Consider the following 20,799-nt stretch of genomic DNA (forward strand, 5'->3'; position numbering starts at 1 on the left):
TCTGTCAGGCAAGGCGCAGGCGGCGTTCGGCGTAGCCGTAGAGCGGACGCCAGAGCAGCCGGTTGAGCAGGGTGACGAACAGGGACATCACGGCGATGCCGAGCACGATGCGCGGGTAGTCCCCGGCGGCGGTTGCCTGGGCGATGTAGCTGCCCAGCCCGTGCGCGGTGACCTCGGCGTCGCCCCAGCGCACCGCCTCGGCGACGATGCTGGCGTTCCACGAGCCTCCCGCCGCGGTCACGGCGCCGGTCAGGTAGTAGGGGAAGACGCCGGGCAGCATGACGTCGCGCCACCACTGCCAGCCGCGGATGCGGAAGCTGGAGGCCGCCTCCTTGAGGTCGCTGGGGAAGGCGGCGGTCCCGGCGACGACGTTGAACAGGATGTACCACTGCGTGCCCAGGATCATCAGCGGGCTGAGCCAGACGTCCGGGTTCAGGTCGAAGCGCAGGATGGTGACGACGGCGACCGGGAACAGCAGGTTGGCCGGAAAGGCGGCCAGGAACTGCGCCAGCGGCTGCACCGCCTCGGCGAGGCGCGGGCGCAGCCCGATCAGCACGCCGAGCGGCACCCAGACGAGCGAGGCGATGGCGATCAGCACCATGACGCGCAGCAGCGTCGCCGCCCCGAGCAGCAGCACGGTCCCGACGTCGCCCCAGCCGGCGCCGCTGGTGATGAACCGCAACATGGTCCAGCCCAGGGCGAGCGCCGCCACCGCGACGACCGCGTACCACACCCGGTCGAGCGTGCGTTCGAGCGCGGGGGAGGGCGGGCCGGCGACCCGGCGGCGCAGCGCCGGAGGCAGGGCGTCAGTCAGGGCGGAGAGGGGTGACAGGCGCAGCCACCCTACCCGGCCAAGCAGAGATTCGACCGGCGCCAGCAGCGAGCGGCAGACGCGGGTGCGCTGGAACAGCCGAAGCACCCAGGACTCGGGCGCCTCCTGCGCGCCGGTCTGCTCGAAGCGGAACTTGTCGGCCCAGGCGACCAGCGGGCGGAACAGGAACTGGTCGTAGAGCAGGATGACCGCCAGCATCGCCAGCACCGCCCAGCCGACGGCGCCGAGGTCCTTCTGCGCGATGGCCTCGGCCAAATAGGAGCCAATGCCGGGCAGCGTGACGGTGTGGTCGCCGACGGTGATCGCCTCCGACGCGACGACGAAGAACCAGCCGCCGGACATCGACATCATCATGTTCCAGACCAGCCCCGGCATGGCGAAGGGTGCCTCCAACCGCCAGAAGCGCTGCCAGCCGGAGAAGCGGAAGCTGGTCGCCGCCTCGTCCAGGTCGCGCGGCACCGAGCGCAGCGACTGGTAGACGCTGAAGGTCATGTTCCAGGCCTGGCTGGTGAAGATGGCGAAGATCGCCGCGCATTCGGCGCCCAGCACGCTGCCAGGGAACAGCGACAGGAAGAAGACCACGGTGAAGGAAATGTAGCCGAGCACCGGCACCGATTGGAGCACGTCCAGCACCGGGATCAGCACCATGCCGGCCCGGTGGCTCTTCGCCGCCAGCGTGGCGTAGGTGAAGGTGAAGAGCAGCGAGGCCGCCATCGCCGCCAGCATGCGCAGCGTCGAGCGCAGCGCATAGTCCGGCAGGTTCCAGGGGTCGAGCGAGACGGCCGGCGCGTCGAGGCTCGCCAGCGGTGCCGCCATCTGGTGACCGCCGACGGCGGCCAGGGCGAGCAGGCCGACGACCAGCGGCAGGGCTACGAGGTCCCAGCGGTTGGGCGTGGCGGTCGCCGTTTTCACGGAAACGCTTGTCTGGGTCCAGACCATGGCCCCTCCATCCTGCGGCCGGATCGGAGTCCGGTCGCGTTGGGCATGCGCAATCGGCGTGTGCAGGCACCCGACGCCGTGCGGCGTCTGGCGGGCGTCAAAGGGGGAGGATGGCGGTCAGCCCGGCGCTGGCGGCGGTAAAGGCGCGCGGAACGGCATCGGAATGGTGATGGAAGACGTCACCATGGTTCACCTGTGCGGCTGTCGGCATCGCGGCCGGCCGTGGCGAACCTGCGAAAAGGTCAGCCCAGGATCGGCAGAGTACCGAAGATTGGTCGGGGTCGACGACTGTGGCTGTCCATCTCTTGCTTTCTCGGCGCGGGACCGGACCGCGCGTCCGGACGCCCGCCAATCATGCGGTGACGTTGGTGCTGATCTATTCCTGGAATTGAAGCCGGTCAAGCGCGCGGCGGCGTTTCTTGGCGATCATTGCAGAGGTTTCATGTTGCCCGCCCTTCGCCGTCGGAGCGAGGGCTGCGCCTCCGGATGCAGATCGTCGAGGGCGTGTCAAAGTGTCGCAGAAGCCCGCAACCGGCCAGCGATCCGAGAACCTTTCGCAACAAGGCGTTATGGTTCAAATAACCACAATCCATTTGTGACTTAACGATCTCGGGACCCTATGGCCAACATTCACGACCCCGCCCTGTTCCTCGCCCACGCCTGCGCGCTGGAGGAGGACGCCGCCAACCGTTTCGCCGACCTGTCGGAGGCCATGAAGACCTACGGCAACGCGGACGTCGCGGCCTTCTTCGCCAAGATGGCCGAGTTCTCGCGCCTGCATCTGGCGGACGCCCGCAAGCGCTCCGCCTTCCGCGACGTGCCGGTGCTCGCCCCCGAGGACTTCCAGTGGCCGGACGACGAGAGCCCGGAAGCGGCCTCCATGGAAGGCTCGCATTATCTGATGACGGTGGAGTACGCGCTGGAGCTGGCGCTCGACAGCGAAAAGCGCGGGCACGCCTTCTACGCCGACGTGGCGGCCTCCACCACGGACCCGGAGGTCCGCATGATGGCCGAGGAGTTCGCCTCGGAGGAGGCGGAGCATGTGGCGGAACTGGAGCGCTGGATCGAGCGCTTCCCCAAGAAGGGGTAAAGGCCGTTTCCCGCGGTTTCCGCCCTTGCGGGAACCGCGGGAAGGGCGAACGAGCGCCTTACTTGGACAGGTCGGCGTAGTCGTACTCGTACTTCTTGTCCGCCGGCTTGAAGGTCTTGAAGGCGGCGATGATGTCGTCCACCGACACGCCCGCCGGCACGTTGAGAATCTCGTACACGACCGAGCTGCCGCTGGTCGGGCCAACGTCGGCGTTGCGGTGAGCCTGGGAAATCAGGCCCTCGCCGGCCTTCTTGATCATGATCGAAGCCATATCCGTTCCGTCTCCTGTTACACGTCGCCCGACGCAGCAATATCCATAACTCGAATAAGGGTATGGGGCCAATGGATAAATTGCTGCAGCGCGTCAGCGGCGGGTGATCCAGAGCGCGGTCACGTCGTCGTTCAACCGTTCGCCATGAAGTGCGGCGTGGTGGGCCATCAGGGCGGGCAGGGGGCGCTCGGGGGCGTCCGCCGCCGCGCGCTCGGCCAGACGGAGCAGGCCGTCCTCGCCCAGCATGGCGCCCTCGGCGTTCCGGGCTTCGCTCAGCCCGTCGGAATAGAGGAACAGGCTGTCGCCGCGCCGCAGTGGAACGCGCCGGTTCGTGTAGGCCGAGTCCGGGAAGGCGCCGAGGAGCGGGCCGGACGCGTCCAGCGGCTGGACGCCGAAGTTGGTCGCCAGGAGGGGGCTGGGCGACGCGGCGGCGGCGTAGAGCAGCGTGTCGTCGGCGCGGTCGATCACCCCGTAGAAGGCGGTGGCGAACTGGCCCAGTGGCAGGATCTCGCACAGCCGCCCGTTCAGTTGGCGCAGCAGGCCGGCGGGGTCGCGCAACTCCTCCGGCGGGGTGCGGGTGAGCAGCGTGTGCAGGCGGAAGGCGTTGATCGCCGCGGCGATGCCGTGGCCCGACAGGTCGGCGGCGAAGATCCCGACGCGGGTCCCGTCGAACGCGAAGGCCGTCCAGAAGTCGCCGCCGATCTCGTCCGACGCGCGGAAGACCGAATCCACCGTCAGCCCGTTCCGCTCGGCGAGGGTGGCCAACTCCGCCGGCTCCGGGACCAGGGCGAGCTGCATGGCGCGGGCTTGCCGCAGGTCGCGCTCCACCCGCTCGTGGAAGGCGCGCAGCTCCTGCACCATGGACCGGCGCTCCAGGTGATAGCGCACGCGGGCGATGCACTCGCCGGGGTTGATCGGCTTGGCGATCAGGTCGGTCGCCCCGGCGCTGAAGCAGACCGTCCTCATCTGGTCGGAGTGCAGCGCGCTCTGCATGAGGATCGGCAGGTCGCGCCAGCGCGGGTCGCCGCGCAGGCTGCGGCAGACGCCGATGCCGTCCATCCGCGGCATGGCCGCGTCGAGCAGCAGCAGGTCGGGCGCGAAGCTCTCCAGCCGCTCCATCACCTCGTCCGCGGAGGAGGCGAAGGCGACCTGGGTGATGCCGGCCCATTGCAGGAAGCGGGTCAACGTCCGGCGGTTGAAGGCGCTGTCGTCGGCGATCAGCACCCGGCAGCCGCCGAGCGGGATGCCCAGTTCCATCCCGTAGACCGACGCGCCGGGGCGGGCGGGGCGCGGCGGAGCGGCGTCGTCCGTGCCGGGCGGTACCGTCATGGTGCGGGCGTGCCCCATCGCGTCCGTTCCCGCCGCGTCAGTCGGCGATGTTGAACATGGTGTGGAACTTGGCGATCGTGATCAGGCGCCGCACCTCGTCGCGGGCGCCGCGGATCGCGAAGTCCAGATTGCGCCGCTGCGCGGTGTCGCGGGCGATGATGAACATGCCGAGGCCGGAGGAGTCGACGAAGTCGAGCCGCGACAGGTCGAAGACCACCCGGTGCCCCGCCGGCCGTTCGAAGGTGGCGATGACGTCGCGGAAGGTGTCGTGGTCGGCAAAGGTCATGCGCCCGCTCAGCACGATTTCGGTGCTGGCCGGGGCCTCGCGGACGGAGAAATCCATGGCGGCGCTCATCTGTGGTTCACCCGTGGCCGAAGAGAGGCGCAATCCCCCGTCGGTCGGACCGGCGAGGATGCGGGCGCATTCTAGGGCCTCGGGAATTGCACTTTGATGACGCTGCCGTGTCAGCGCGGCGTTATCCGGCTGAAATGGGCGGACTTCATTGCAGCGCGGCCTCCTCCACCCGTGGATGCGACAGACGTTCGGCGATTCCGCCGACGAGCCATGCCGAATAGGCATCGCGGCCCTCAGGCCCCAGCATGCCGTTGCGGCAGAAGGCCGACGCCTTGGCCGGCTTGGGAAGCGCCGAGTCGGGGAAACGCCAGAGCGGCAGGTCGGCTTGCCCGCTCAGCCGGTCGAGCGCGGCCGGCCGGTAGCCGTTGCCCGCGCCGTACAGCCTTTCCTCCACCGCCGCCGGGCGGGGTGGAAGCAACAGGGCGATCCCGACGCCGGCGGCACGCGCCTGATCGGCGAAGCGGCGCACCCGTTCGAAAGCGGGCGAGCCCTCGTTCATCTGGACGGCGGCGTCGCGGGCCTCAACCCAACGGCTGGCGGCGGTGGCGGTCCAGCCCTGCGGGCCGACGGCGTGGCACGGCTTGGCGTATTGCAGGGCGCTCTGGTCGGGCAGGTAGGAGCGACCGAGCATCGCCACCTCGGTCAGGTGCGAGCCGTAGCGGCGCAGGCCGGCGAAGTCGCCGCGTTCGGCGAACAGCAGGTCCACGTCCAGAAGGACCAGAGCCGGCTTGAGCTTCAGCACGTCGCCCAGCAGCGGTTCGAAGTCCTCGATCCGGGCGTGGTCATGAACGATGCGCAGGAAATGCAGGCTTTCCATCCCGTGCTTCGCCGCCAGCGCGGCCATGCCGGGTTCGTCCAGGGTGGCGTGGCGCAGCGCCGAGTCGCCGAGCGCCACCACCACGGTCGGGGACAGGTTCCGCGCCGCCCGCTCCGCCGTCGCGGCGATGCGGTTGCTGTTGTACCAGGCGAAGGGCCGGTCGTGGAGGCTGTAGCCGGTCCAGAAGGCCCCCGCCGTCCCGGCCGCGAACAGGGCGGGGATCACCGCCAGAAGGGTGATCCACAACCGCCGCGGCTTCGCTTGCGGGCCGGTTTGGTCCGTCCGGTTTCTTTGCGGTTCAACAGGCCCGGTCATGGTCCCTCTGCTCCTCCCAGCGTTGCGCCCGGCGACGCGCGGTGTCCGATGACACAAACAGTCCGGGAGGGAGCAGGGTCCCGTATGCCGCCATGTTTTCCTATGACGAAGGGGGCATCCGTCCGGATCGTGCCGGAGTAGCCGGATACGGGCGCTTTCGTGTAGTCTCGCGCGAAAGGCGAGGCACGCATCGAGGCACAGGATGAGCACCGAAATCCGCACCTTCACGATCCCCGACGCGAGCGCGGACGAGGCCCAGGGGCACCTCTCCTCCTTCCTGCGCACGGTCGAGGTGCAGCGCATCGACACCGCCTACGCCGATGGCGGCTGGCGTGTCCTCGTCCTTTACAAGGACCTGAAGCGCAAGGAGGAATCCCTCCAGATCGAGGCTGCGATCAACGCCGCCCTCACCGGTTGGCGGGACCGCAAGGCGGCCGGGGAAGGGGTGTCGCGCGACGCCATCCTGGCAGACGAACTGGTGCCGGAAATCGCCCGCTTCGCCCCCACGACGGAGCGCGAACTGTCCATCATCGTCGGCGCGCGTGACTTGGATGTCAGCCACTATGGCGGGGAGATCGTGCAGGTCGTCCGGGCGACCCTGGACGAGCTGATCGACTGACGAATCCGCTCTGCGGAAAAGCATAGGCTGAAGGGCCGGGCGGCCGATTCCGCTGTGCCGAAAGAGAAGCCGGACCCGCCGTAAGCCCGATTCCAGACGCGTCCACGCTGTGCCAGCATACCCTCGTAATTTGTGGCAATGCAGCATGGCGGGGCCATGGACGGCACTTCCGGATCGAGAGGCGGCGCTCCCGATTACCGCGCGATGGCGCGGGAACTGGAGGCCTTCAGCCGACAGGCGGCGGAGCGCGCGGCGGCCACCGGCGACGGCAGCTTGGACGCCCTGGCGCGGCGTCTGGAGCGCCACGCCGAACAAATCCAACATGATCTGGCCCAAGCCCCGACGCGCCGCTTCGGCTGGCGCCTAGGCCTTCTCCACCTTCAGCAGAGTGCCCTCGGCGCCGACGATGCGGACACGGGTTCCGGCGGGGAGGTCGGGCCCCTCGACGGTCCAAAGCCCGTCGCCGATCTGCGCCCGGCCCCGCCCGTTGACGATGGGGCCGTCCAGCGTGTGCAGCGTCCCGATGTATTGCGCCGTCCGGCGGTTCAGATGCGGCGTGTGCGTCGTATGCGCTGACGCGCGGGACAGGAAGCGGGTTCCCACCAGCGCGGCGATGGCGAGCAGGGCGAACAGAAGCCCCTGATGCTCCCACGGCAGGGACGGCCAGGCCAGAAGCACGAAGCCGACCAACGCGGCGGCGCCACCCAGCCAGAGGAAGGCCGCTCCCGGCGCCACCGTTTCCAGCGCGCCCAGCAGCACGGCCAGAACCCACCAGTGCCAGAATTCGATCATCGCGGGTCCGCTTTCGGGGTTTCGCCCAATCCTACGACTCCGGCGGCACCGGCGCATCGCGCCTGTTCGGCTCGCCACGATTCCAGGGGCCGCGCTGCTGCGGCGGCGGGGCGGCGGCCGGCGGATTCGGGGGGCGGTTCGGGAAGGCTTCGCGGGCGATCTCCGCAATGCCGCCGATGGCGCCGATCACGTTGGCGGCCTCCAGCGGCATGAACAGCACCTTCTGGTTCGGGGCGGCGGCCACCGCGGTCAGGGCGTCCACATAGCGCTGGGCGACGAAGTAGTTGATGGCCTGGACGTTGCCCCCGGCGATGGCGTCGGAGACCAGCCGGGTGGCCTCGGCTTCGGCCTGGGCGGAGCGCTCGCGCGCCTCGGCGTCGCGGAAGGCGGCCTCGCGCCGGCCCTCGGCCTGGAGGATGGCGGCCTGCTTGGCGCCCTCCGCCCGCAGAATGGCCGCTTGGCGCTGGCCCTCCGCTTCCAGGATGGAGGCGCGGCGGTCGCGCTCCGCCTTCATCTGGCGGGCCATGCTGTCCACGAGGTCGCGCGGCGGCTGGATGTCGCGGATCTCGATGCGCGTCACCTTGACCCCCCAGGGGCTGGTCGCTTCGTCCACCACGCCGAGCAGGCGGGCGTTGATCTGGTCGCGCTGGGACAGCAGTTCGTCCAGGTCCATCGAGCCCATCACCGTGCGGGTGTTGGTCATGGTCAGGTTGAGGATCGCCAGCTCCAGGTTGTTGACCTCGTAGGAGGCTTTGGCGGCGTCGATCACCTGGAAGAAGACGACGCCGTCCGCCGTGACCATGGCGTTGTCGCGGGTGATGACCTCCTGCGAGGGCACGTCGAGCACCGTTTCCATCATGCTCTGCTTGCGCCCGATGCGGTCGATCAGCGGCAGCAGCAGATGCAGGCCGGGCTGGAGCGTGCGGGTGTAGCGGCCGAACCGCTCCACCGTCCATTCCTGGCCCTGGGGCACGGTCCGCACGCCCAGCAGAACCAGCGCCAGCGCGAAGATCAGAAGCGCGATGACGAAGAGTGTCAGGCCGCTGACCACCATCACCCCACCTCCCATCCGGTCGTTTCCTCTCTCGGACCATGCCACGGCAGGGCCGCCCCGGCCAGAGCTTCAGCGGCCGGAACGTCAGCCCAGCAGGGCGCCGATGGGCTTCAGCGGCTCGTGCGCGTCGAACAGGATCTTCAGGATGGCCAGGATCGGCACCGCCAGCAGCGCGCCGGGGATGCCCCACATCCAGCCCCAGAACAGGATGGACACGAACACCGCGATGGGGTTCAGCGCCAGCCGCCGCCCGACGATCATCGGGGTCAGGAAGTTGCCCTCCATCATCGTCAGCGCCACGAAGGTCAGCGGCGGGCCGAAGATGTGCAGCCCCCCGTCGAAGGTGAGCGCCGAGACCAGGAACAGCACCGCCGTCATCACCGCCGGCCCGATGAAGGGGACATAGTTGATGAGCCCGGCCAGCGTCCCCCACAGCGCCGCGTTGGGCACCCCCCACAGCCACATCGCCAGCGTCGTCGCGAGGCCGAGCCCGATGTTGATGACCGTGATGGTCGCCAGATAGGCGGCGATGTTCTGCTGCACCGTGGCGGCGACCATGGCGTAATGCACGCGGTCGTCCACGTCGCGCATCGTGCCGATCAGCGCCTCCAGGCTCTGCCGGCCGCGGGCCAGGAAGAAATAGAGCAGCACTTGGAGGATCACCACGTTGGCGATCACCGCCTCCGCCTGATGCAGCACCTGCTCGGCCAGCGACGGGCCGCGCACCACCACTTCCCGCGCCGCACCGTTACGGTCGGAGGCCATCTGCTCGATCTGGCGGGAGGCCTCGCGGGCACGGTCGATCCCCTCGCGGATATCGCCCAGCTTGAACTCCAGCTCATGGACCACGCGGGGCATCCGGTTGACCCATTCGGTGGCCGGGGTCGCCAGCGTGAAGATGGCCCCCAGCCCGGCGCCGAACACCACGATCACCACCACCGCCGCACCCAGCGCCTCCGGCAGGCCGAGCCGGTAGAGGCCGCGCACGCAGGGGCGCAGCAGAAGGCTGAGGATCAGCGCCAGCATGATCGGCAGCAGCACGTCGCGCCCGAAATAGAGCGTGAACAGCAGCGCGATGACGAACAGCCCCACCACCGCCACCCGCACCGGGTCGCGGGGGTTCCGGGCCGGGGGCAGGGGCTCGGTCACCGGCTCCGGCGGCGGGCTCAGGGGCGGGTCGATCGTGCGGTCGCTCATCGGGGGCAGGCACTCCGGGAGTAGCGGGTCGGGGGGCGCTTGACGGCGCCGGACCCCCGCCCGATTTAGGGGTATTCCAGGACCGCGCCCACGCGGCCCCGCTTCGCGATGACCGGAGTTCCACGAGATGCGCAGCCCGTTCCCTTCGATAAACATCCGCCGCGGCCTGATGGTCCTGGCGCTATCCGTGCTGCCACCGATGGCCGCCTCCACCGCTGCTTTGGCCGAGGATGCCATCGTCGGGCGCTTCTCCAACGACTGGACCGGCAACGGGCTTCAGGTGCAGGCGATCGAGGACCCGAAGGTGAAGGGCATCACCTGCCATCTGGTGGATTTCGACCGCAGCGTGCTCGACCGGTTGACCAAGGGGAACTGGTTCGAGGACCCGTCCAACGCCTCCATCGCCTGCCGGCGCACCGGGCCGCTGGTGATCGGCGACATCGAGCTGTCGCAGAAGGGTGAGGAGGTCTTTTCCGAGCGCAAGAGTCTGGTCTTCAAGTCCATCGCCATCCGCCGCATCTACGACCGGGTGAACGACACGCTGATCTACGTCGTCTACAGCCGGCAGGTGAAGGATGCCTCGGCGAAGATGGCCATCTCCAGCGTGCCGCTGATCGACACGAACCCCCAGTGGGAAAAGGGCAAACCCCCTGTGAAGTGATCGGGGGAAATGATCGGATGGCTTGCAATCGGGCGGGTGCGGAGCCATCATCAGGCTTGGGAGGCAGGGGCCCTAATCCCCCGCCTCCCGGCCCGATCACTGCCGGTTCAGAAGATCAAGGATTGCCTTGACGATCTGGAGCAGCAGGATCAGGAGACCGAGGATTTCCTTCATCCTCCGAGCCTCCTTGTTGAGCGGCGGGGTGGTGGCGCTCCACCACCCGTCCGCGCCTCCACCTCGCACGGGGCGCGGGATGGGCGCAACGGAAACTCCACGCATGCGTGTGCGACTGATTGGCTGGTCGAACCCGTGGCGATTCGTCAGGTCTTGCCGCAGCGGGACCGCCACTTGCGCCACAGCAGGTAGACACCGGGCGCCAGTGTCACGATCAGGATGATGCGCACCATGTGGTGGGTGGCGACCAGCGCCACGTCGATGTTCAGCGCCAGCGCGACCAGCGTCATCTCGGCCAGCCCGCCCGGCGCGAAGGCGAGGATCAGCGCGGCCAGCCCCAGCCCCGTCGCTTCGTCCACCATCCAGGCCGCCGCCGTGGTGACCAGCAGCATCAGCCCGGTGAGGCCCAGTGCGGTCAGCCCGTCGCGTCCGATGCGGCGGATGTTCAGACCGGTGAAGCGGCAGCCCAGCGACGCCCCGATCACCACCTGGGCCGCGGCAACCAGCACGCCCGGCGGCTTGCCCTCGGTCAGGCCGGCGAGGTGGATCGCGGCGGACAGCAGCATCGGTCCGACGATCTGGGCGGCGGGGATGCGCAGCAGCTTCGCCAGGGGGTAGCCCAGCGCGCAGGCGGACAGCAGCGCCACGTCCAGCGGGGCGAGCGACAGCAGGGGTGGGCCGAGCGTGCCGCGCCGCGCCGGGTCGTACAGCCCCAGCGCCTGGAAGGCGAAGGGGATGACCAGCACCACCAGCATCACCCGCAGCGCGTGGGACAGCGCCATGGTCCGGCTGTCGCCGCCCATCTGGGTGCCGACCATCACCATCTCGTTCAACCCGCCGGGCGTGGCGGTGAAGAAGGATGTGGGCGGGTCCAGCCGGGCCGCGCGGCGCAGGTACTGCACGCCCAGCGTGGTCGCCAGCACCAGATAGACGGCCAGCGCGCTCAGCGACAGGCTCCATTCGCCGAGCCGCCCCAGGATGTCCGGGGTGAAGCCGCTGCCCAGCATCACGCCGAGGATCATGATCATGGCGTTGCGCAGCGGCTTCGGCACATGCAGCGCGACACCGGCCATGGCGGCGACCGTGGTGGCGGTCATGGCGCCGATCATCCAGGCCAGCGGCAGGTGGAAGTAGCTGAACAGCGCGCCCCCCGCTGTCCCCAGCGCGAGGGCGAGCGCGAAGGGCCGGAGCCCCGGTCCGATGGTCATGCCGTTCGTTGTGTCCGGTTCAAGGAACGATCCGCCCCAGCCGGACGGCGGTCTGCCCGGATTTGGGGCGCCGCGCCGGCATGATCAGCACGCAGTCGTCGTAAGGCGTCACGATCGGGCGGCTGCCGTCATGGCCCAGAACCGTTCCGGCGCGGGGAATGATCTCCATCCCCACATAGGGCTGGTCGAAGTAGAATTCGTCGGTTTCCGCGGTCACCGCCTCGGTCACCTTGACGGTGCGCAGCGGATCGGGGTGGCGGCGGATGTGGCGATCGGCCAGCGACGGGTCGATCATCTCCTGGGCGAGCAGGAAGCGCATGGCGCTTTCCAGGGCGACCAGCGCCGTCTCATCCCGCCAGTGCTGGCCGCATTCGACCAGGATGGCGGTGCGCCGCCCGTCCGCTTCGGCGAAATCCGCGTAGTCGATCACTCGCCGCCCCGCCGCGTGCCCCTCGTCGGCAACGATCCAGGCCGGGTAGCCGAGCCGGCGGGCCAGCGTGCGGGCGCGGTCCGTCCGTCCACACAGCGTCAGGGGCGGGGTGTCCGCCGTCATGGAATGCAGGTCGAGGATGACGTCCGCGGCGTCGAACACCGGACGGAGTTGCCGGGCGCGGCGCAGCTCCGCGCTGTCACGCGGGCCGTCCAGCACCTCCGGCGACCAGACGCGGTTCATGTCCTCGTCGACGAAGCGGGAGGCGTAGGGACGTTCGGCATCGAAGTTCTGATAGGCGGCGGTGTTGGCGAAGACCAGGGTCAGCCGCCCGCGGGTGGGCCGGACGCCCATCCGGAACAGCCGGTCCATCGCCACCGCGCCACTGATCTCGTTGCCGTGGATCAGCGAGACAATGACGGCGTGCGGGCCGGGGCGCCCGGACTCCAGCGTCGTGACATGGTCGATGCCGGTGTTTCCACGACGGTAGGGGCCGATGTCCGGCGGCGTCAATTCGATCGGTGGCAGGGATTCGGTCAAGCGGATCTCGCCTTTGCGGGTCTGGCCGGTGCCGGGCGCTTTCGCCGAACGGTCAGTATGGCGGAGAGTCCGGCGGCGCGCCAGTCCCGCCATTTCCCTGGCCAATCATGTCCTTTGCCTTACCGGTGTATGACGGTTTTTGGTCGACGGGCACCCGGCCATCGTCTATACCCGAATCCATCCGCCGCAGCGCCCTGCTATGCCATCCGGGCAGGCACCCTGGCGCGTCGGAGCCGTTGGTACACCGGGGTCAGCCATGAGTTTCGTGATCGAGGACGTGCTCGTCCGCAACGATCCGATCGTCCCGCGCCTGCCGGTGTTCTTCGATTCACCGCACAGCGGCACCGTCTACCCGCGCGACTTCGCCTTCGTCTGTCCGCTGTCCACCCTGCGGCAGGCCGAGGACACCCATGTGGACGAGCTGTTCGCCCACGCGCCGGAGCATGGCGCGACTCTGCTCTGCGCCCTCTTCCCGCGCACCTACATCGACGCGAACCGGGCCATCGACGACATCGACCCGGCGCTTCTCGACGGGCGCTGGCCCGAACCGCTGCGCCCGACGGAGAAGAGCGCCGCCGGCATGGGGCTGATCCGCACGCTGTGCCGCCCGGGGATGCCGCTCTACGACGGGCGGCTGTCGGTGGCCGAGGTGGCGGAGCGCATCGACCGCTACTACCGGCCCTATCATTTCCAGGTCGCCAGCGTGATGGACGATCTGGCCGATCGGTTCGGCGCCGTCTGGCACGTCGACTGCCATTCCATGCCCTCCGCGGTCGGGCCGGGGGCGGCGCACAAGCTGGGCATGGATTTCGTGCTGGGCGACCGCGACGGCACCACCTGCGAGCCGGGCTTCACGGCACTGGTCGAGCGGGTGCTGACCGGGCTCGGCTACAAGGTCACGCGGAACCATCCCTTCAAGGGGGTGGAACTGGTGTCCCGCCATTCCAACCCGGCGCGGGGCCGCCATTCCCTGCAGCTCGAGATCAACCGCCGGCTCTACATGAACGAGGAGACGCTGGAGCGGAACGAGGGCTTCGCCCGGCTCCAGGCCGACCTGACCACCTTGACCCGCCGCATCTGCGCCCATGCGCAGGCCGGCACCGCGCGCCGCGCCGCCGAATAACGGCCGGGCCAAAGAGGCGGAGCAGGGGTGTTACGGGGAGAACTGCTCCTTCAGGATCCGCTCCTCGAAATTCAGCTCCGGATCGAACAGCAGGGTCAGCGCGACGTCGCGCGCTTCTTCCACATCGACGCGGATGACCTCGCGCACCTCGGTCGAATCGGCCACGGCGCTGACCGGGCGCTTGACCTCCTCAAGGATGTCCACGGTGATCTTGGAGCTGTGAGGCAGCAGCGCGCCGCGCCAGCGCCGCGGCCGGAAGGAGCTGATGGGAGTCAGCGCCAGCACCCCGGCGCCCAGCGGGATGATCGGGCCGTGGGCCGACAGGTTGTAGGCGGTGCTGCCGGCGGGGGTGGCGACCAGCACGCCGTCGCAGATCAGCTCCGGCAGGCGGACGACGCCGTCCACGGTGATGCGCAGCTTCGAGGCCTGTCGCGTCTCGCGCAGCATCGACACCTCGTTGATGCCCAGCGCTTCGATCTGCTCGCCGTTGCAGCGGGTAGCCCTCATGCGCAAGGGGTGCAGCTTGACGCTCTGGGCGCTGGCCAGCCGTTCGGCCAGTTCGTCCTCGCGGAAGACGTTCAGCAGGAAGCCGACCGATCCCCGGTTCATGCCGTAGACCGGCGGCGGGTTCTGCCCGTCGCGCTTCAGCGCGCGGTGCAGCGTCTCCAGCAGGAAACCATCGCCGCCCAGCGCCACGACGACGTCGGCGTCCTCCAGCGGCGCGTTGCCGTAGCGGTGGACCAGCCGGGTGCGCGCCCGCATCGCCTCTTCCGTGTTCGCCGCGCAGAAGGCGATGCGGAGATCGGCGGGCTTGCGGGCCGAGGGATCGGGCGCCAGCGGGTCCAGGGTCGGATCGGCGGGCAGCTTGGCGGCGGTTTCGGTCATGGCTCGGGGACCATAGCGCAGGATGCCCGGTTGCAGAAGGCCGCTTCGGTCGAGGGGAGGAGATGCACTTCTTCCGGACGCACCACCACGCGCAACCCCCTCACCCTCCCCACGCCTGCGGCGTGGGTCCCCTCCCTCTCCCCAGAGGGGCGAGGGCGTTCGGCGGAAGGGGGATCATCCGCCGGTCACGCTCATGTGGCGGGGGACCGCCGGGCCTTGGTGGCGGCGGTCGATGATGAAGTCGTGGCCCTTGGGCTTGCGGGCGATGGCGTCGCGCACCGTCTGGACCAGAAGCCCATCGTCGTCGCTGAGGCGCAGCGGGGTGCGCAGGTCGGCGGCGTCCTCCTGGCCCAAGCACATGTAGAGGGTGCCAGTGCAGGTCAGCCGGACGCGGTTGCAGCTTTCGCAGAAATTGTGGGTCAGCGGCGTGATGAAGCCGATGCGCCCGCCGGTTTCGGCCACCCGCACATAGCGGGCCGGGCCGCCGGTGCGGTAGTCGATCTCGTCCAGCGTCCAGCGCTTGGCCAGCTCCGCCCGCACGAGGCTGAGCGGCAGATACTGGTCGAGCCGCGCCTCGTCGCCGATCTCGCCCATCGGCATGACCTCGATGAAGGTCAGGTCGAAGCCCTGCTCGCCGCACCAGCCGACCAGCCGATGGAACTCGTCGTCGTTCACGCCCTTCAGCGCGACCGTGTTGATCTTGACCTGGAGACCCGCCTCCTTGGCGGCCTGGAGCCCGCCCAGAACCTTGTCCAGCCGGCCCCAGCGGGTGATCGCCTGGAACTTGTGGGGGTCGAGCGTGTCCAGCGACACGTTGATCCGGCGCACCCCGGCCTCCGCCAGATCCCCGGCGTACTTGAACAGCATGTTGCCGTTGGTGGTCAGCGTCAGCTCGTCCAGGTCGCCGGCCTTCACATGGCGGCCCAGGCTGTGGATCAGCTCGTGGATGCCCTTGCGGACCAGCGGCTCGCCGCCGGTCAGGCGCAGCTTGCGGGTTCCCAGCTTGACGAAGGCGGAGCAGATGCGGTCGATCTCCTCCAGCGTCAGCACCTCCGCCTTGGGTAGGAAGCTCATGTCCTCCGCCATGCAGTAGACGCAGCGGAGGTCGCAGCGGTCGGTGACGGACACGCGCAGATAGCTGACGGTGCGCCCGAACGGATCGACGAGCGGGGCGGCGGCGGTCGGCGGAACGGTCGTCATCGTCAGGCTTCTCCCCAGGGGGGTCCGTGTCATGCGGTCCGGATCGCGATTATGACGCTGAATCCGGTTCTGATATATAGGTTTGCCTTGCGGCTTTTTCGCCACCTGGAATTTCAGGCGCAGGAGACCACGAAGCGCATCGCCGGAGCTTGACGGGGATCAAGTCCCGGTGAGGCGCTTCGTGAGGCGTCCGGCCCGTCAGTGGACGCTGCCGCCATCCGGGCCGCCGCCCTTGCCGTTCTGGGCGTTCTGGGCCAGCTCCCGCTCGCGCAGATAGTCCTCGGTCGTGCGGGGTGTGCGCGGCGCGCCCAGCGCGAAGGGCGAGTCGCCCCGCTCGAACTGGTCCACGACGCGACAGTCGCCGCACATGCGCATGCGCTCGGCGGCCTCCGGCGTGGCGAACATGGCGTGCCGCCCGGCCAGCACCGCCACGATCTTGTCGATGGAGGACTTGGTGGCGAAGGGCTTGCCACACTTGACGCAGCAGAAGGGCTCCTCCTCCTTCAGCACCTTGGCGCCGCGGGCGCTGTCGCGGAAATCGATCTCCGGGACCAGCGCGATGACCTTCTCCGGACAGGTCGTCTTGCACAGGCCGCACTGCACGCAGGCGTCCTGCGAGAAGGACAGCATCGGCTTGTCGGCGTTGTCGAGCAGCGCCCCGGTCGGGCAGGCGCCGACGCAAGACAGGCAGAGCGTGCAGCCCTCCGTCATCACCTGCACCCGCCCGAAGGGCGCGCCCGGCGGCAGCGGCAGGACCTCCACCGGTTCCGGCGCGACCTTGTGCAGGTGGCGCAGCGCCAGCATGGTGACGGTGCGCTTGCCGCCCATCGGCAGGAAGGTGCCGGGTGCGGGCGCGCCCTGGCGCGGCAGGTCCCACAGCTCGGCGGCCACCGCGTCGGGGTCCTGGGCGTCGATGATCGAGACCCGGCCCGAGCCGTAGCCCAGACCCGACATCGCCGTCTCGGCGAGGCCGATCTGGCTGGCCAGCCCCGCCGTCTCGCCGGCGTTGCCCGGCCCGACCAGAACGCGCACCCGCGCCGCGCCATAGGCCAGCGCCGCCGCGAACACGTCGAAGCCGAGCTGCGTCACCTCGTTCACCGCGAAGGGCAGCACACGCGCCGGCAGGCCGCGCCCGTGGCGCGCGATCAGCGAGATCATCTCGTCGCCGTGCCGCGGGTCGTGGACGAGCAGCACCGGCTCCGTCCCGCCCGCCTTGGCGTAAGAGGACAGCAGCGTGCGCAGCCGCTCGTAAACCGTCTGAAGCGGCGGCAGGGCGTAGGTGCTCGCCCCTGTCGGGCAGACCGAGGCGCAGGAACCGCAGCCGGCGCAGATGTGCGGGTCGATCGCCACATGGTCGCCGTTCGGCGTGATGGCGCCGGTCGGGCAGACCTCCAGGCAGCGGGTGCAGCCGGTCTTGCGGCTGCGCGAATGGGCGCAGAGGTCGGCCTTGAAGTCGATGTAGCGCGGCTTCTCGAACTCGCCGATCAGGTCGGCGGCCTCGAACACCGCCTTGGCGACGGCGGCGGGGCTGTCCGGGTCGGGGCGCAGATAGCCGTCGCGCTTGCCGTGCGCCGGGAACAATGGCGCCCCGCCGGTCAGGTCCACGATGACGTCGCAGCGCGAGGCGGCGCCGTGCCGCGGCTGTTCGAAGCCCAGCACGGCGCGCGAGGCCGGAAGGGCCGGGGCGTAGTCGTCGACCACGATCTCGAAGTTGCCGAGCCAGCCCTTGGCGGCGCGGATGGTGCCCTTGAAGACCGGCACGTCCATGACGCGGGGCGGGGCGACGTCCTTCGGCGACTTCAACAGAACGGTGACGTCCAGGCTGCCGGACAGCTGCCGGGCCACCTCGATGGCGCGCTCGTCGGTGCCGTAGACCAGCGCGGTGCCTTCCGACGCCAGGGTGATCGTGCCGGTTGGCGGGATGTCCATGGCCGCTTCGGCCAGCAGCGCGGCGATCTTCGGCCCGGCCAGCGCGCCCTCCTCCGACCAGCCGGCGCGCTCGCGGATGTTGGTGAAGGCCAGGGCGGCGTCGGGGTTGTCGGCGTTAGGATTGTCCTGGGCGGCAATCTCCGCGAACAGCGGGGCCTCCTGGGTGCAGGCGACGAGCAAGGGAGCGCCCTCCGCCACGCGCGCCTCGAACCGGTCGAGCTGGGTGCGGCAGAGCTGGGTGGCGACGGACAGGTCGCCCTCCGCCCCCGCCGCGGCCCCGCAGGCCCTGGCCAACGCCTTGCCGTCGAGCGCCATGCTGTGGGCGCAATCGCAGACGAGCACCGTCCGGCCGTTGATCTTCATCGCTTCCAACCCCTTGCCCTGAAAAGACATGCTCTAAAAAGCCCTGTTGCACACAGCGCGTTCCAGTTCTGTACATATCGGCTGGGTGGCACGGTTGCGACAGCAAAATGCGTGCGGCAGGATGGTGGACCTGCCCCTCCTTCGGATTCATCCGGCCATGACCAGAACCCCCACCGTCCGCGACGCCCGCATCGAGGACGTTGCCGCCTTCCAGCGGATTTACGAGCATCATGTCCGGCACGGCGTCGGCACTTTCGAGGAGGAGCCGCCCGATGTGGCGGAGTTGGAAGGGCGCTTCCGCGCCATCACCGGCGCGGGGCTGCCCTGGCTGGTCGCCGAGCGCGACGGCGTAGTCCTGGGTTACGCCTACGGCAGCGCCTACCACGTCCGCTCCGCCTACCGCTTCACCATCCAGGATTCCGTCTACATCGCCGAGGAGGCGCGCGGCCAGGGCCTCGGGCGTCTGCTGCTCCAGGCGCTGATCGACCGCTGCGTGGCGCAGGGCTACCGCCAGATGGTGGCGCTGGTCGGCGGGTCGGAGAACGCCGGGTCCATCGGGCTGCACGCCGCGCTGGGCTTCGGCACCTGCGGCGTCGTCGAGGCCGTGGGGTTGAAGTTCGGGCGCTGGCTGGACGTGGTCATGATGCAGAAGGACCTGGGGGCGGGGCGGTCGGACATTCCGCATGGCAAGGGGCCGAGCCAGCCGGTGGCGGTGCGTTAGCCGCCGCTCCACCGGTCCAAGGCGGCGAGCGCCGGAGGAACCGCGGCGTCCAGCGCACGGCACAGGGCGTCGGGATCGCCGTCGCCGGTGTCCAGGGCGCGTTCTAGCGCCTGCGCCGCGCGCCGCAGCGCCATGCAGCCGTAAATGCCGGCCACCCCGGCGATCTTGTGGGCCATGGCCGCGGCGGTCGCCCGGTCCCCGGCGCTCCAGGCCTGCTCCAGGGCGGCGTGGTAGCCGCGCAGCGTGACGAGGGTGTTGGTCACCAGGGTGGTCACCCGTTCCGCCGGCAGATGCTCGCGCATCTGGCGGATGGCGTCCTCATCGAACACGGGCTCGAACACGGGAGGGCTGGGTTCCGGGTCCGCAATAGCCGAAGCGGCGCCGGCGCCGGTGGACAGGCGCTCCAGCAGGGCGGCCAGCGCGGGCAGGCGGAGCGGCTTTTCCAGGACGGCGTCGGCCCCCGCCGCACGGCACAGCTCCTCCGTTCCGGGAAGGGCGGAGGCGGTCAGCGCAACGATGCGCAGCCCGGCCGCCGTGGTTCCGGCGCCGTCGGGAAGGGCGCGGATGCGGCGGGTCGCCTCGACCCCGTCCATGCCCGGCATCTGCACGTCCATCAGGACGAGGTCGTGGCGCTCCCGCTCCACAGCCGCCAGGGCGGCCCGCCCGTCGCCCACCACCGTCACCGCGTGGCCGGCGCGGCGCAGCAGCATGGCCGCGGCCTGCTGGCTGACCGGCTCGTCCTCCGCCAGAAGGACGCGCAGCGAGGGCGTTTCGCGCGGTGCGCCGGTTCGCTCCGCCCCGGCCGAATTGGACGGTATTGGATCGGGCTGGGCTAAATTGGGATAAGCTAAATTAGGCTGGGCGGCCCGTGGAACCCGGGTCCGCGCAACGCCCAGACCGACCGCGAGGACCGCCAACCCGGTGACCAGCCCGACCCCGGCCGGTGCGGCGGCGGACAGCTCCGCCCCCGTCGGGTGGATGGATGTGTCCCCATCCCGCAACCCGTCGCGCAGGGCCAACGCGCCGCGCCCGGCCCGTTGGGCGAGGTCCATGGCGGTGCCGCGCAGCAGCGCGGCGATCCCCGCCGCCTTGGCGGCCAGCGCCTCCTGCTCCTGCCGCAGGTCGAAGACGTTCTGATCGTCCATACCCAGCGCGACGAGCTGGCGCGCGGCGTCGGCGCGGCGCGGGCTCGCGGCGTCGATCGGCAGGTCGTTCAGGGCGTCGAACAGCGCCCCGGCGGCCTTGCGGAAATCGCTCAGGGCCGTGGTGGCCGAGGGCGCCGCCGTCGCGCTGGCGAGGAGGCGGAGGGCCACCGCCTGCCGCGAGTCGTCGATCCGGCGCAGCGTGGCGCTGTCCGGCGGTGGCGTGCGCGCCGTGGCGAGCGCCGCCGCCAGAGCCTCGCTGCGCGCCGCCACCTGCCCGGTGAGATCCTGAAAGCGGTCCTGGACGGTCAGACGGCGCTCCACCGTGGCATTCAGCTCGTCCGCCTCCGCGCGGATGGCCAAGGCGGCGAACCGCAGCTCGGCGTGCCATTCCGGCGGCAGGGCGTCCAGCGTGGCGCCGAGCTGCTGAGTCCTCTGGCGCAACGCGTTGTGGGCGGCCAGCCGGCGCTGGGCGGTGCCCGCCGATTCCAGCTCGGCCGCGCTGGAGGACAGCCCGGCGGCCAGCTCCGCGACGCGCATGAGGCCGAGCGCTTCATCCAGGCTGCGGGCGGCCTGACCGCGGGCGCGGGCGTCCATCTCGGCCAGGGCGAGCCAAACGGAGCCGCCGGCACCGGCGCCGGCCAGCAGCGCGGCCACGGCGAGCGCGCCAATCCACGGGGCCCCGATCCTGAAGGCGCCCATCAGCGGGCCGCGGTCCCGATGGTGCGTCTGCGCCGCGGCGGCTGGCCCGGCGTCCTCTGCGTGCATGTCCGCCCGCCCGTTCCCGTTCGTGGCGCACATTACACCGGCTTG

Annotated in this window: 19 protein-coding genes; 5 read left to right on the plus strand and 14 right to left on the minus strand. The window is 70.0% G+C overall.

All coding sequences use genetic code 11. The features are described from left to right. Positions 1-4 precede the first annotated feature (4 nt). Complete coding sequence (locus ABAZ39_RS02455; protein ID WP_443983709.1) at positions 5-1,744, minus strand: ABC transporter permease; 1,740 nt, start codon at positions 1,742-1,744, stop codon at positions 5-7. Between the two features lie 646 nt (positions 1,745-2,390). Here ABAZ39_RS02455 and ABAZ39_RS02460 point away from each other — a divergent pair. Continuing rightward, positions 2,391-2,861 carry a ferritin-like domain-containing protein gene (locus ABAZ39_RS02460; RefSeq protein WP_035675565.1) on the plus strand — a complete coding sequence of 157 codons (471 nt, stop codon included), beginning with the start codon at positions 2,391-2,393 and terminating at the stop codon, positions 2,859-2,861. A gap of 58 nt (positions 2,862-2,919) precedes the next feature. On the opposite strand, the gene ABAZ39_RS02465 is transcribed toward ABAZ39_RS02460, so the two are convergent. The 4 genes from ABAZ39_RS02465 to ABAZ39_RS02480 all read right to left on the minus strand — a co-directional run bounded on the left by ABAZ39_RS02465 (position 2,920) and on the right by ABAZ39_RS02480 (position 5,948). Beyond that, positions 2,920-3,132: a hypothetical protein gene (locus ABAZ39_RS02465; protein WP_038526393.1), complete on the minus strand. Its 213-nt coding sequence runs from the start codon at positions 3,130-3,132 to the stop codon at positions 2,920-2,922. Positions 3,133-3,225: 93 nt separating this feature from the next. Further along, positions 3,226-4,479 (minus strand): PP2C family protein-serine/threonine phosphatase, encoded by a 1,254-nt coding sequence (locus ABAZ39_RS02470; RefSeq protein WP_038526395.1) that lies wholly within the window; start codon positions 4,477-4,479, stop codon positions 3,226-3,228. Positions 4,480-4,498: 19 nt separating this feature from the next. Continuing rightward, positions 4,499-4,816 carry an STAS domain-containing protein gene (locus ABAZ39_RS02475; protein ID WP_236778167.1) on the minus strand — a complete coding sequence of 106 codons (318 nt, stop codon included), beginning with the start codon at positions 4,814-4,816 and terminating at the stop codon, positions 4,499-4,501. Positions 4,817-4,961: 145 nt separating this feature from the next. Continuing rightward, complete coding sequence (locus tag ABAZ39_RS02480) at positions 4,962-5,948, minus strand: hypothetical protein (RefSeq protein WP_144243449.1); 987 nt, start codon at positions 5,946-5,948, stop codon at positions 4,962-4,964. Positions 5,949-6,150: 202 nt separating this feature from the next. On the opposite strand from ABAZ39_RS02480, the gene ABAZ39_RS02485 reads away from it, so the two are divergent. Next, complete coding sequence (locus tag ABAZ39_RS02485; RefSeq protein WP_038526400.1) at positions 6,151-6,567, plus strand: HRDC domain-containing protein; 417 nt, start codon at positions 6,151-6,153, stop codon at positions 6,565-6,567. 363 nt (positions 6,568-6,930) lie between these two features. Here the strand turns inward: ABAZ39_RS02485 and ABAZ39_RS02490 are convergent, their stop codons facing one another. The 3 genes from ABAZ39_RS02490 to ABAZ39_RS02500 form a co-directional block, all read right to left on the minus strand. After that, positions 6,931-7,359 (minus strand): NfeD family protein, encoded by a 429-nt coding sequence (locus tag ABAZ39_RS02490; RefSeq protein ID WP_038526403.1) that lies wholly within the window; start codon positions 7,357-7,359, stop codon positions 6,931-6,933. Between the two features lie 31 nt (positions 7,360-7,390). After that, positions 7,391-8,428 carry an SPFH domain-containing protein gene (locus ABAZ39_RS02495; protein ID WP_038526406.1) on the minus strand — a complete coding sequence of 346 codons (1,038 nt, stop codon included), beginning with the start codon at positions 8,426-8,428 and terminating at the stop codon, positions 7,391-7,393. Positions 8,429-8,497: 69 nt separating this feature from the next. Further along, on the minus strand, positions 8,498-9,610 hold the full coding sequence (locus ABAZ39_RS02500) for an AI-2E family transporter (RefSeq protein WP_038526409.1): 1,113 nt from the start codon (positions 9,608-9,610) through the stop codon (positions 8,498-8,500). 127 nt (positions 9,611-9,737) lie between these two features. Between ABAZ39_RS02500 and ABAZ39_RS02505 the strand changes: the two genes are divergently transcribed. Further along, a complete protein-coding gene (locus ABAZ39_RS02505) occupies positions 9,738-10,271 on the plus strand; it encodes a CreA family protein (protein ID WP_038526412.1) in 534 nt (177 codons plus the stop codon). A 320-nt stretch (positions 10,272-10,591) separates the two neighbouring features. Here ABAZ39_RS02505 and ABAZ39_RS02515 read toward each other — a convergent pair whose 3' ends face one another. Both ABAZ39_RS02515 and ABAZ39_RS02520 read right to left on the minus strand, forming a co-directional pair. Further along, a complete protein-coding gene (locus ABAZ39_RS02515; RefSeq protein ID WP_038526417.1) occupies positions 10,592-11,653 on the minus strand; it encodes an AbrB family transcriptional regulator in 1,062 nt (353 codons plus the stop codon). Positions 11,654-11,672: 19 nt separating this feature from the next. Further along, a complete protein-coding gene (locus ABAZ39_RS02520) occupies positions 11,673-12,623 on the minus strand; it encodes a M14 family metallopeptidase (protein WP_038530549.1) in 951 nt (316 codons plus the stop codon). Positions 12,624-12,879: 256 nt separating this feature from the next. Here ABAZ39_RS02520 and ABAZ39_RS02525 point away from each other — a divergent pair, with 256 nt between their 5' ends. Further along, positions 12,880-13,746, plus strand: coding sequence for an N-formylglutamate amidohydrolase (locus tag ABAZ39_RS02525; protein WP_038526419.1), 867 nt, complete (start codon positions 12,880-12,882; stop codon positions 13,744-13,746). Positions 13,747-13,776: 30 nt separating this feature from the next. Here ABAZ39_RS02525 and ABAZ39_RS02530 read toward each other — a convergent pair whose 3' ends face one another. The 3 genes from ABAZ39_RS02530 to ABAZ39_RS02540 form a co-directional block, all read right to left on the minus strand. After that, positions 13,777-14,631, minus strand: coding sequence for an NAD kinase (locus ABAZ39_RS02530; protein ID WP_081862859.1), 855 nt, complete (start codon positions 14,629-14,631; stop codon positions 13,777-13,779). A 174-nt stretch (positions 14,632-14,805) separates the two neighbouring features. Next, on the minus strand, positions 14,806-15,831 hold the full coding sequence (moaA, locus tag ABAZ39_RS02535) for a GTP 3',8-cyclase MoaA (RefSeq protein WP_038526423.1): 1,026 nt from the start codon (positions 15,829-15,831) through the stop codon (positions 14,806-14,808). 198 nt (positions 15,832-16,029) lie between these two features. Then, positions 16,030-18,153 carry a 4Fe-4S binding protein gene (locus ABAZ39_RS02540; protein ID WP_247874615.1) on the minus strand — a complete coding sequence of 708 codons (2,124 nt, stop codon included), beginning with the start codon at positions 18,151-18,153 and terminating at the stop codon, positions 16,030-16,032. Between the two features lie 127 nt (positions 18,154-18,280). Between ABAZ39_RS02540 and ABAZ39_RS02545 the strand changes: the two genes are divergently transcribed. Next, positions 18,281-18,844, plus strand: coding sequence for a GNAT family N-acetyltransferase (locus tag ABAZ39_RS02545; protein WP_038530555.1), 564 nt, complete (start codon positions 18,281-18,283; stop codon positions 18,842-18,844). Here ABAZ39_RS02545 and ABAZ39_RS35385 read toward each other — a convergent pair. Further along, positions 18,841-20,754, minus strand: a complete 1,914-nt coding sequence (locus tag ABAZ39_RS35385; RefSeq protein ID WP_144243450.1) for a response regulator — start codon at positions 20,752-20,754, stop codon at positions 18,841-18,843. The two genes, ABAZ39_RS02545 and ABAZ39_RS35385, sit on opposite strands and share 4 nt — an antisense overlap. Between the last annotated feature and the right edge of the window lie 45 nt (positions 20,755-20,799).

The sequence above is a fragment of the Azospirillum argentinense genome, from assembly GCF_000632475.1.
Taxonomy (GTDB): Bacteria; Pseudomonadota; Alphaproteobacteria; order Azospirillales; family Azospirillaceae; genus Azospirillum; species Azospirillum baldaniorum.

Bases quoted from the DNA above. Each gene is read 5' to 3' on its own strand.
- ABAZ39_RS02460 (WP_035675565.1), top strand. From the start codon at position 2,391: ATGGCCAACATTCACGACCCCGCCCTGTTCCTCGCCCACGCCTGCGCG.
- ABAZ39_RS02465 (WP_038526393.1), bottom strand. From the start codon at position 3,132: ATGGCTTCGATCATGATCAAGAAGGCCGGCGAGGGCCTGATTTCCCAG.
- ABAZ39_RS02470 (WP_038526395.1), bottom strand. From the start codon at position 4,479: ATGGGGCACGCCCGCACCATGACGGTACCGCCCGGCACGGACGACGCC.
- ABAZ39_RS02475 (WP_236778167.1), bottom strand. From the start codon at position 4,816: ATGAGCGCCGCCATGGATTTCTCCGTCCGCGAGGCCCCGGCCAGCACC.
- ABAZ39_RS02480 (WP_144243449.1), bottom strand. From the start codon at position 5,948: ATGACCGGGCCTGTTGAACCGCAAAGAAACCGGACGGACCAAACCGGC.
- ABAZ39_RS02485 (WP_038526400.1), top strand. From the start codon at position 6,151: ATGAGCACCGAAATCCGCACCTTCACGATCCCCGACGCGAGCGCGGAC.
- ABAZ39_RS02490 (WP_038526403.1), bottom strand. From the start codon at position 7,359: ATGATCGAATTCTGGCACTGGTGGGTTCTGGCCGTGCTGCTGGGCGCG.
- ABAZ39_RS02495 (WP_038526406.1), bottom strand. From the start codon at position 8,428: ATGGGAGGTGGGGTGATGGTGGTCAGCGGCCTGACACTCTTCGTCATC.
- ABAZ39_RS02500 (WP_038526409.1), bottom strand. From the start codon at position 9,610: ATGAGCGACCGCACGATCGACCCGCCCCTGAGCCCGCCGCCGGAGCCG.
- ABAZ39_RS02505 (WP_038526412.1), top strand. From the start codon at position 9,738: ATGCGCAGCCCGTTCCCTTCGATAAACATCCGCCGCGGCCTGATGGTC.
- ABAZ39_RS02515 (WP_038526417.1), bottom strand. From the start codon at position 11,653: ATGACCATCGGACCGGGGCTCCGGCCCTTCGCGCTCGCCCTCGCGCTG.
- ABAZ39_RS02525 (WP_038526419.1), top strand. From the start codon at position 12,880: ATGAGTTTCGTGATCGAGGACGTGCTCGTCCGCAACGATCCGATCGTC.
- ABAZ39_RS02530 (WP_081862859.1), bottom strand. From the start codon at position 14,631: ATGACCGAAACCGCCGCCAAGCTGCCCGCCGATCCGACCCTGGACCCG.
- moaA (WP_038526423.1), bottom strand. From the start codon at position 15,831: ATGACGACCGTTCCGCCGACCGCCGCCGCCCCGCTCGTCGATCCGTTC.
- ABAZ39_RS02540 (WP_247874615.1), bottom strand. From the start codon at position 18,153: ATGTCTTTTCAGGGCAAGGGGTTGGAAGCGATGAAGATCAACGGCCGG.
- ABAZ39_RS02545 (WP_038530555.1), top strand. From the start codon at position 18,281: ATGACCAGAACCCCCACCGTCCGCGACGCCCGCATCGAGGACGTTGCC.
- ABAZ39_RS35385 (WP_144243450.1), bottom strand. From the start codon at position 20,754: ATGCACGCAGAGGACGCCGGGCCAGCCGCCGCGGCGCAGACGCACCAT.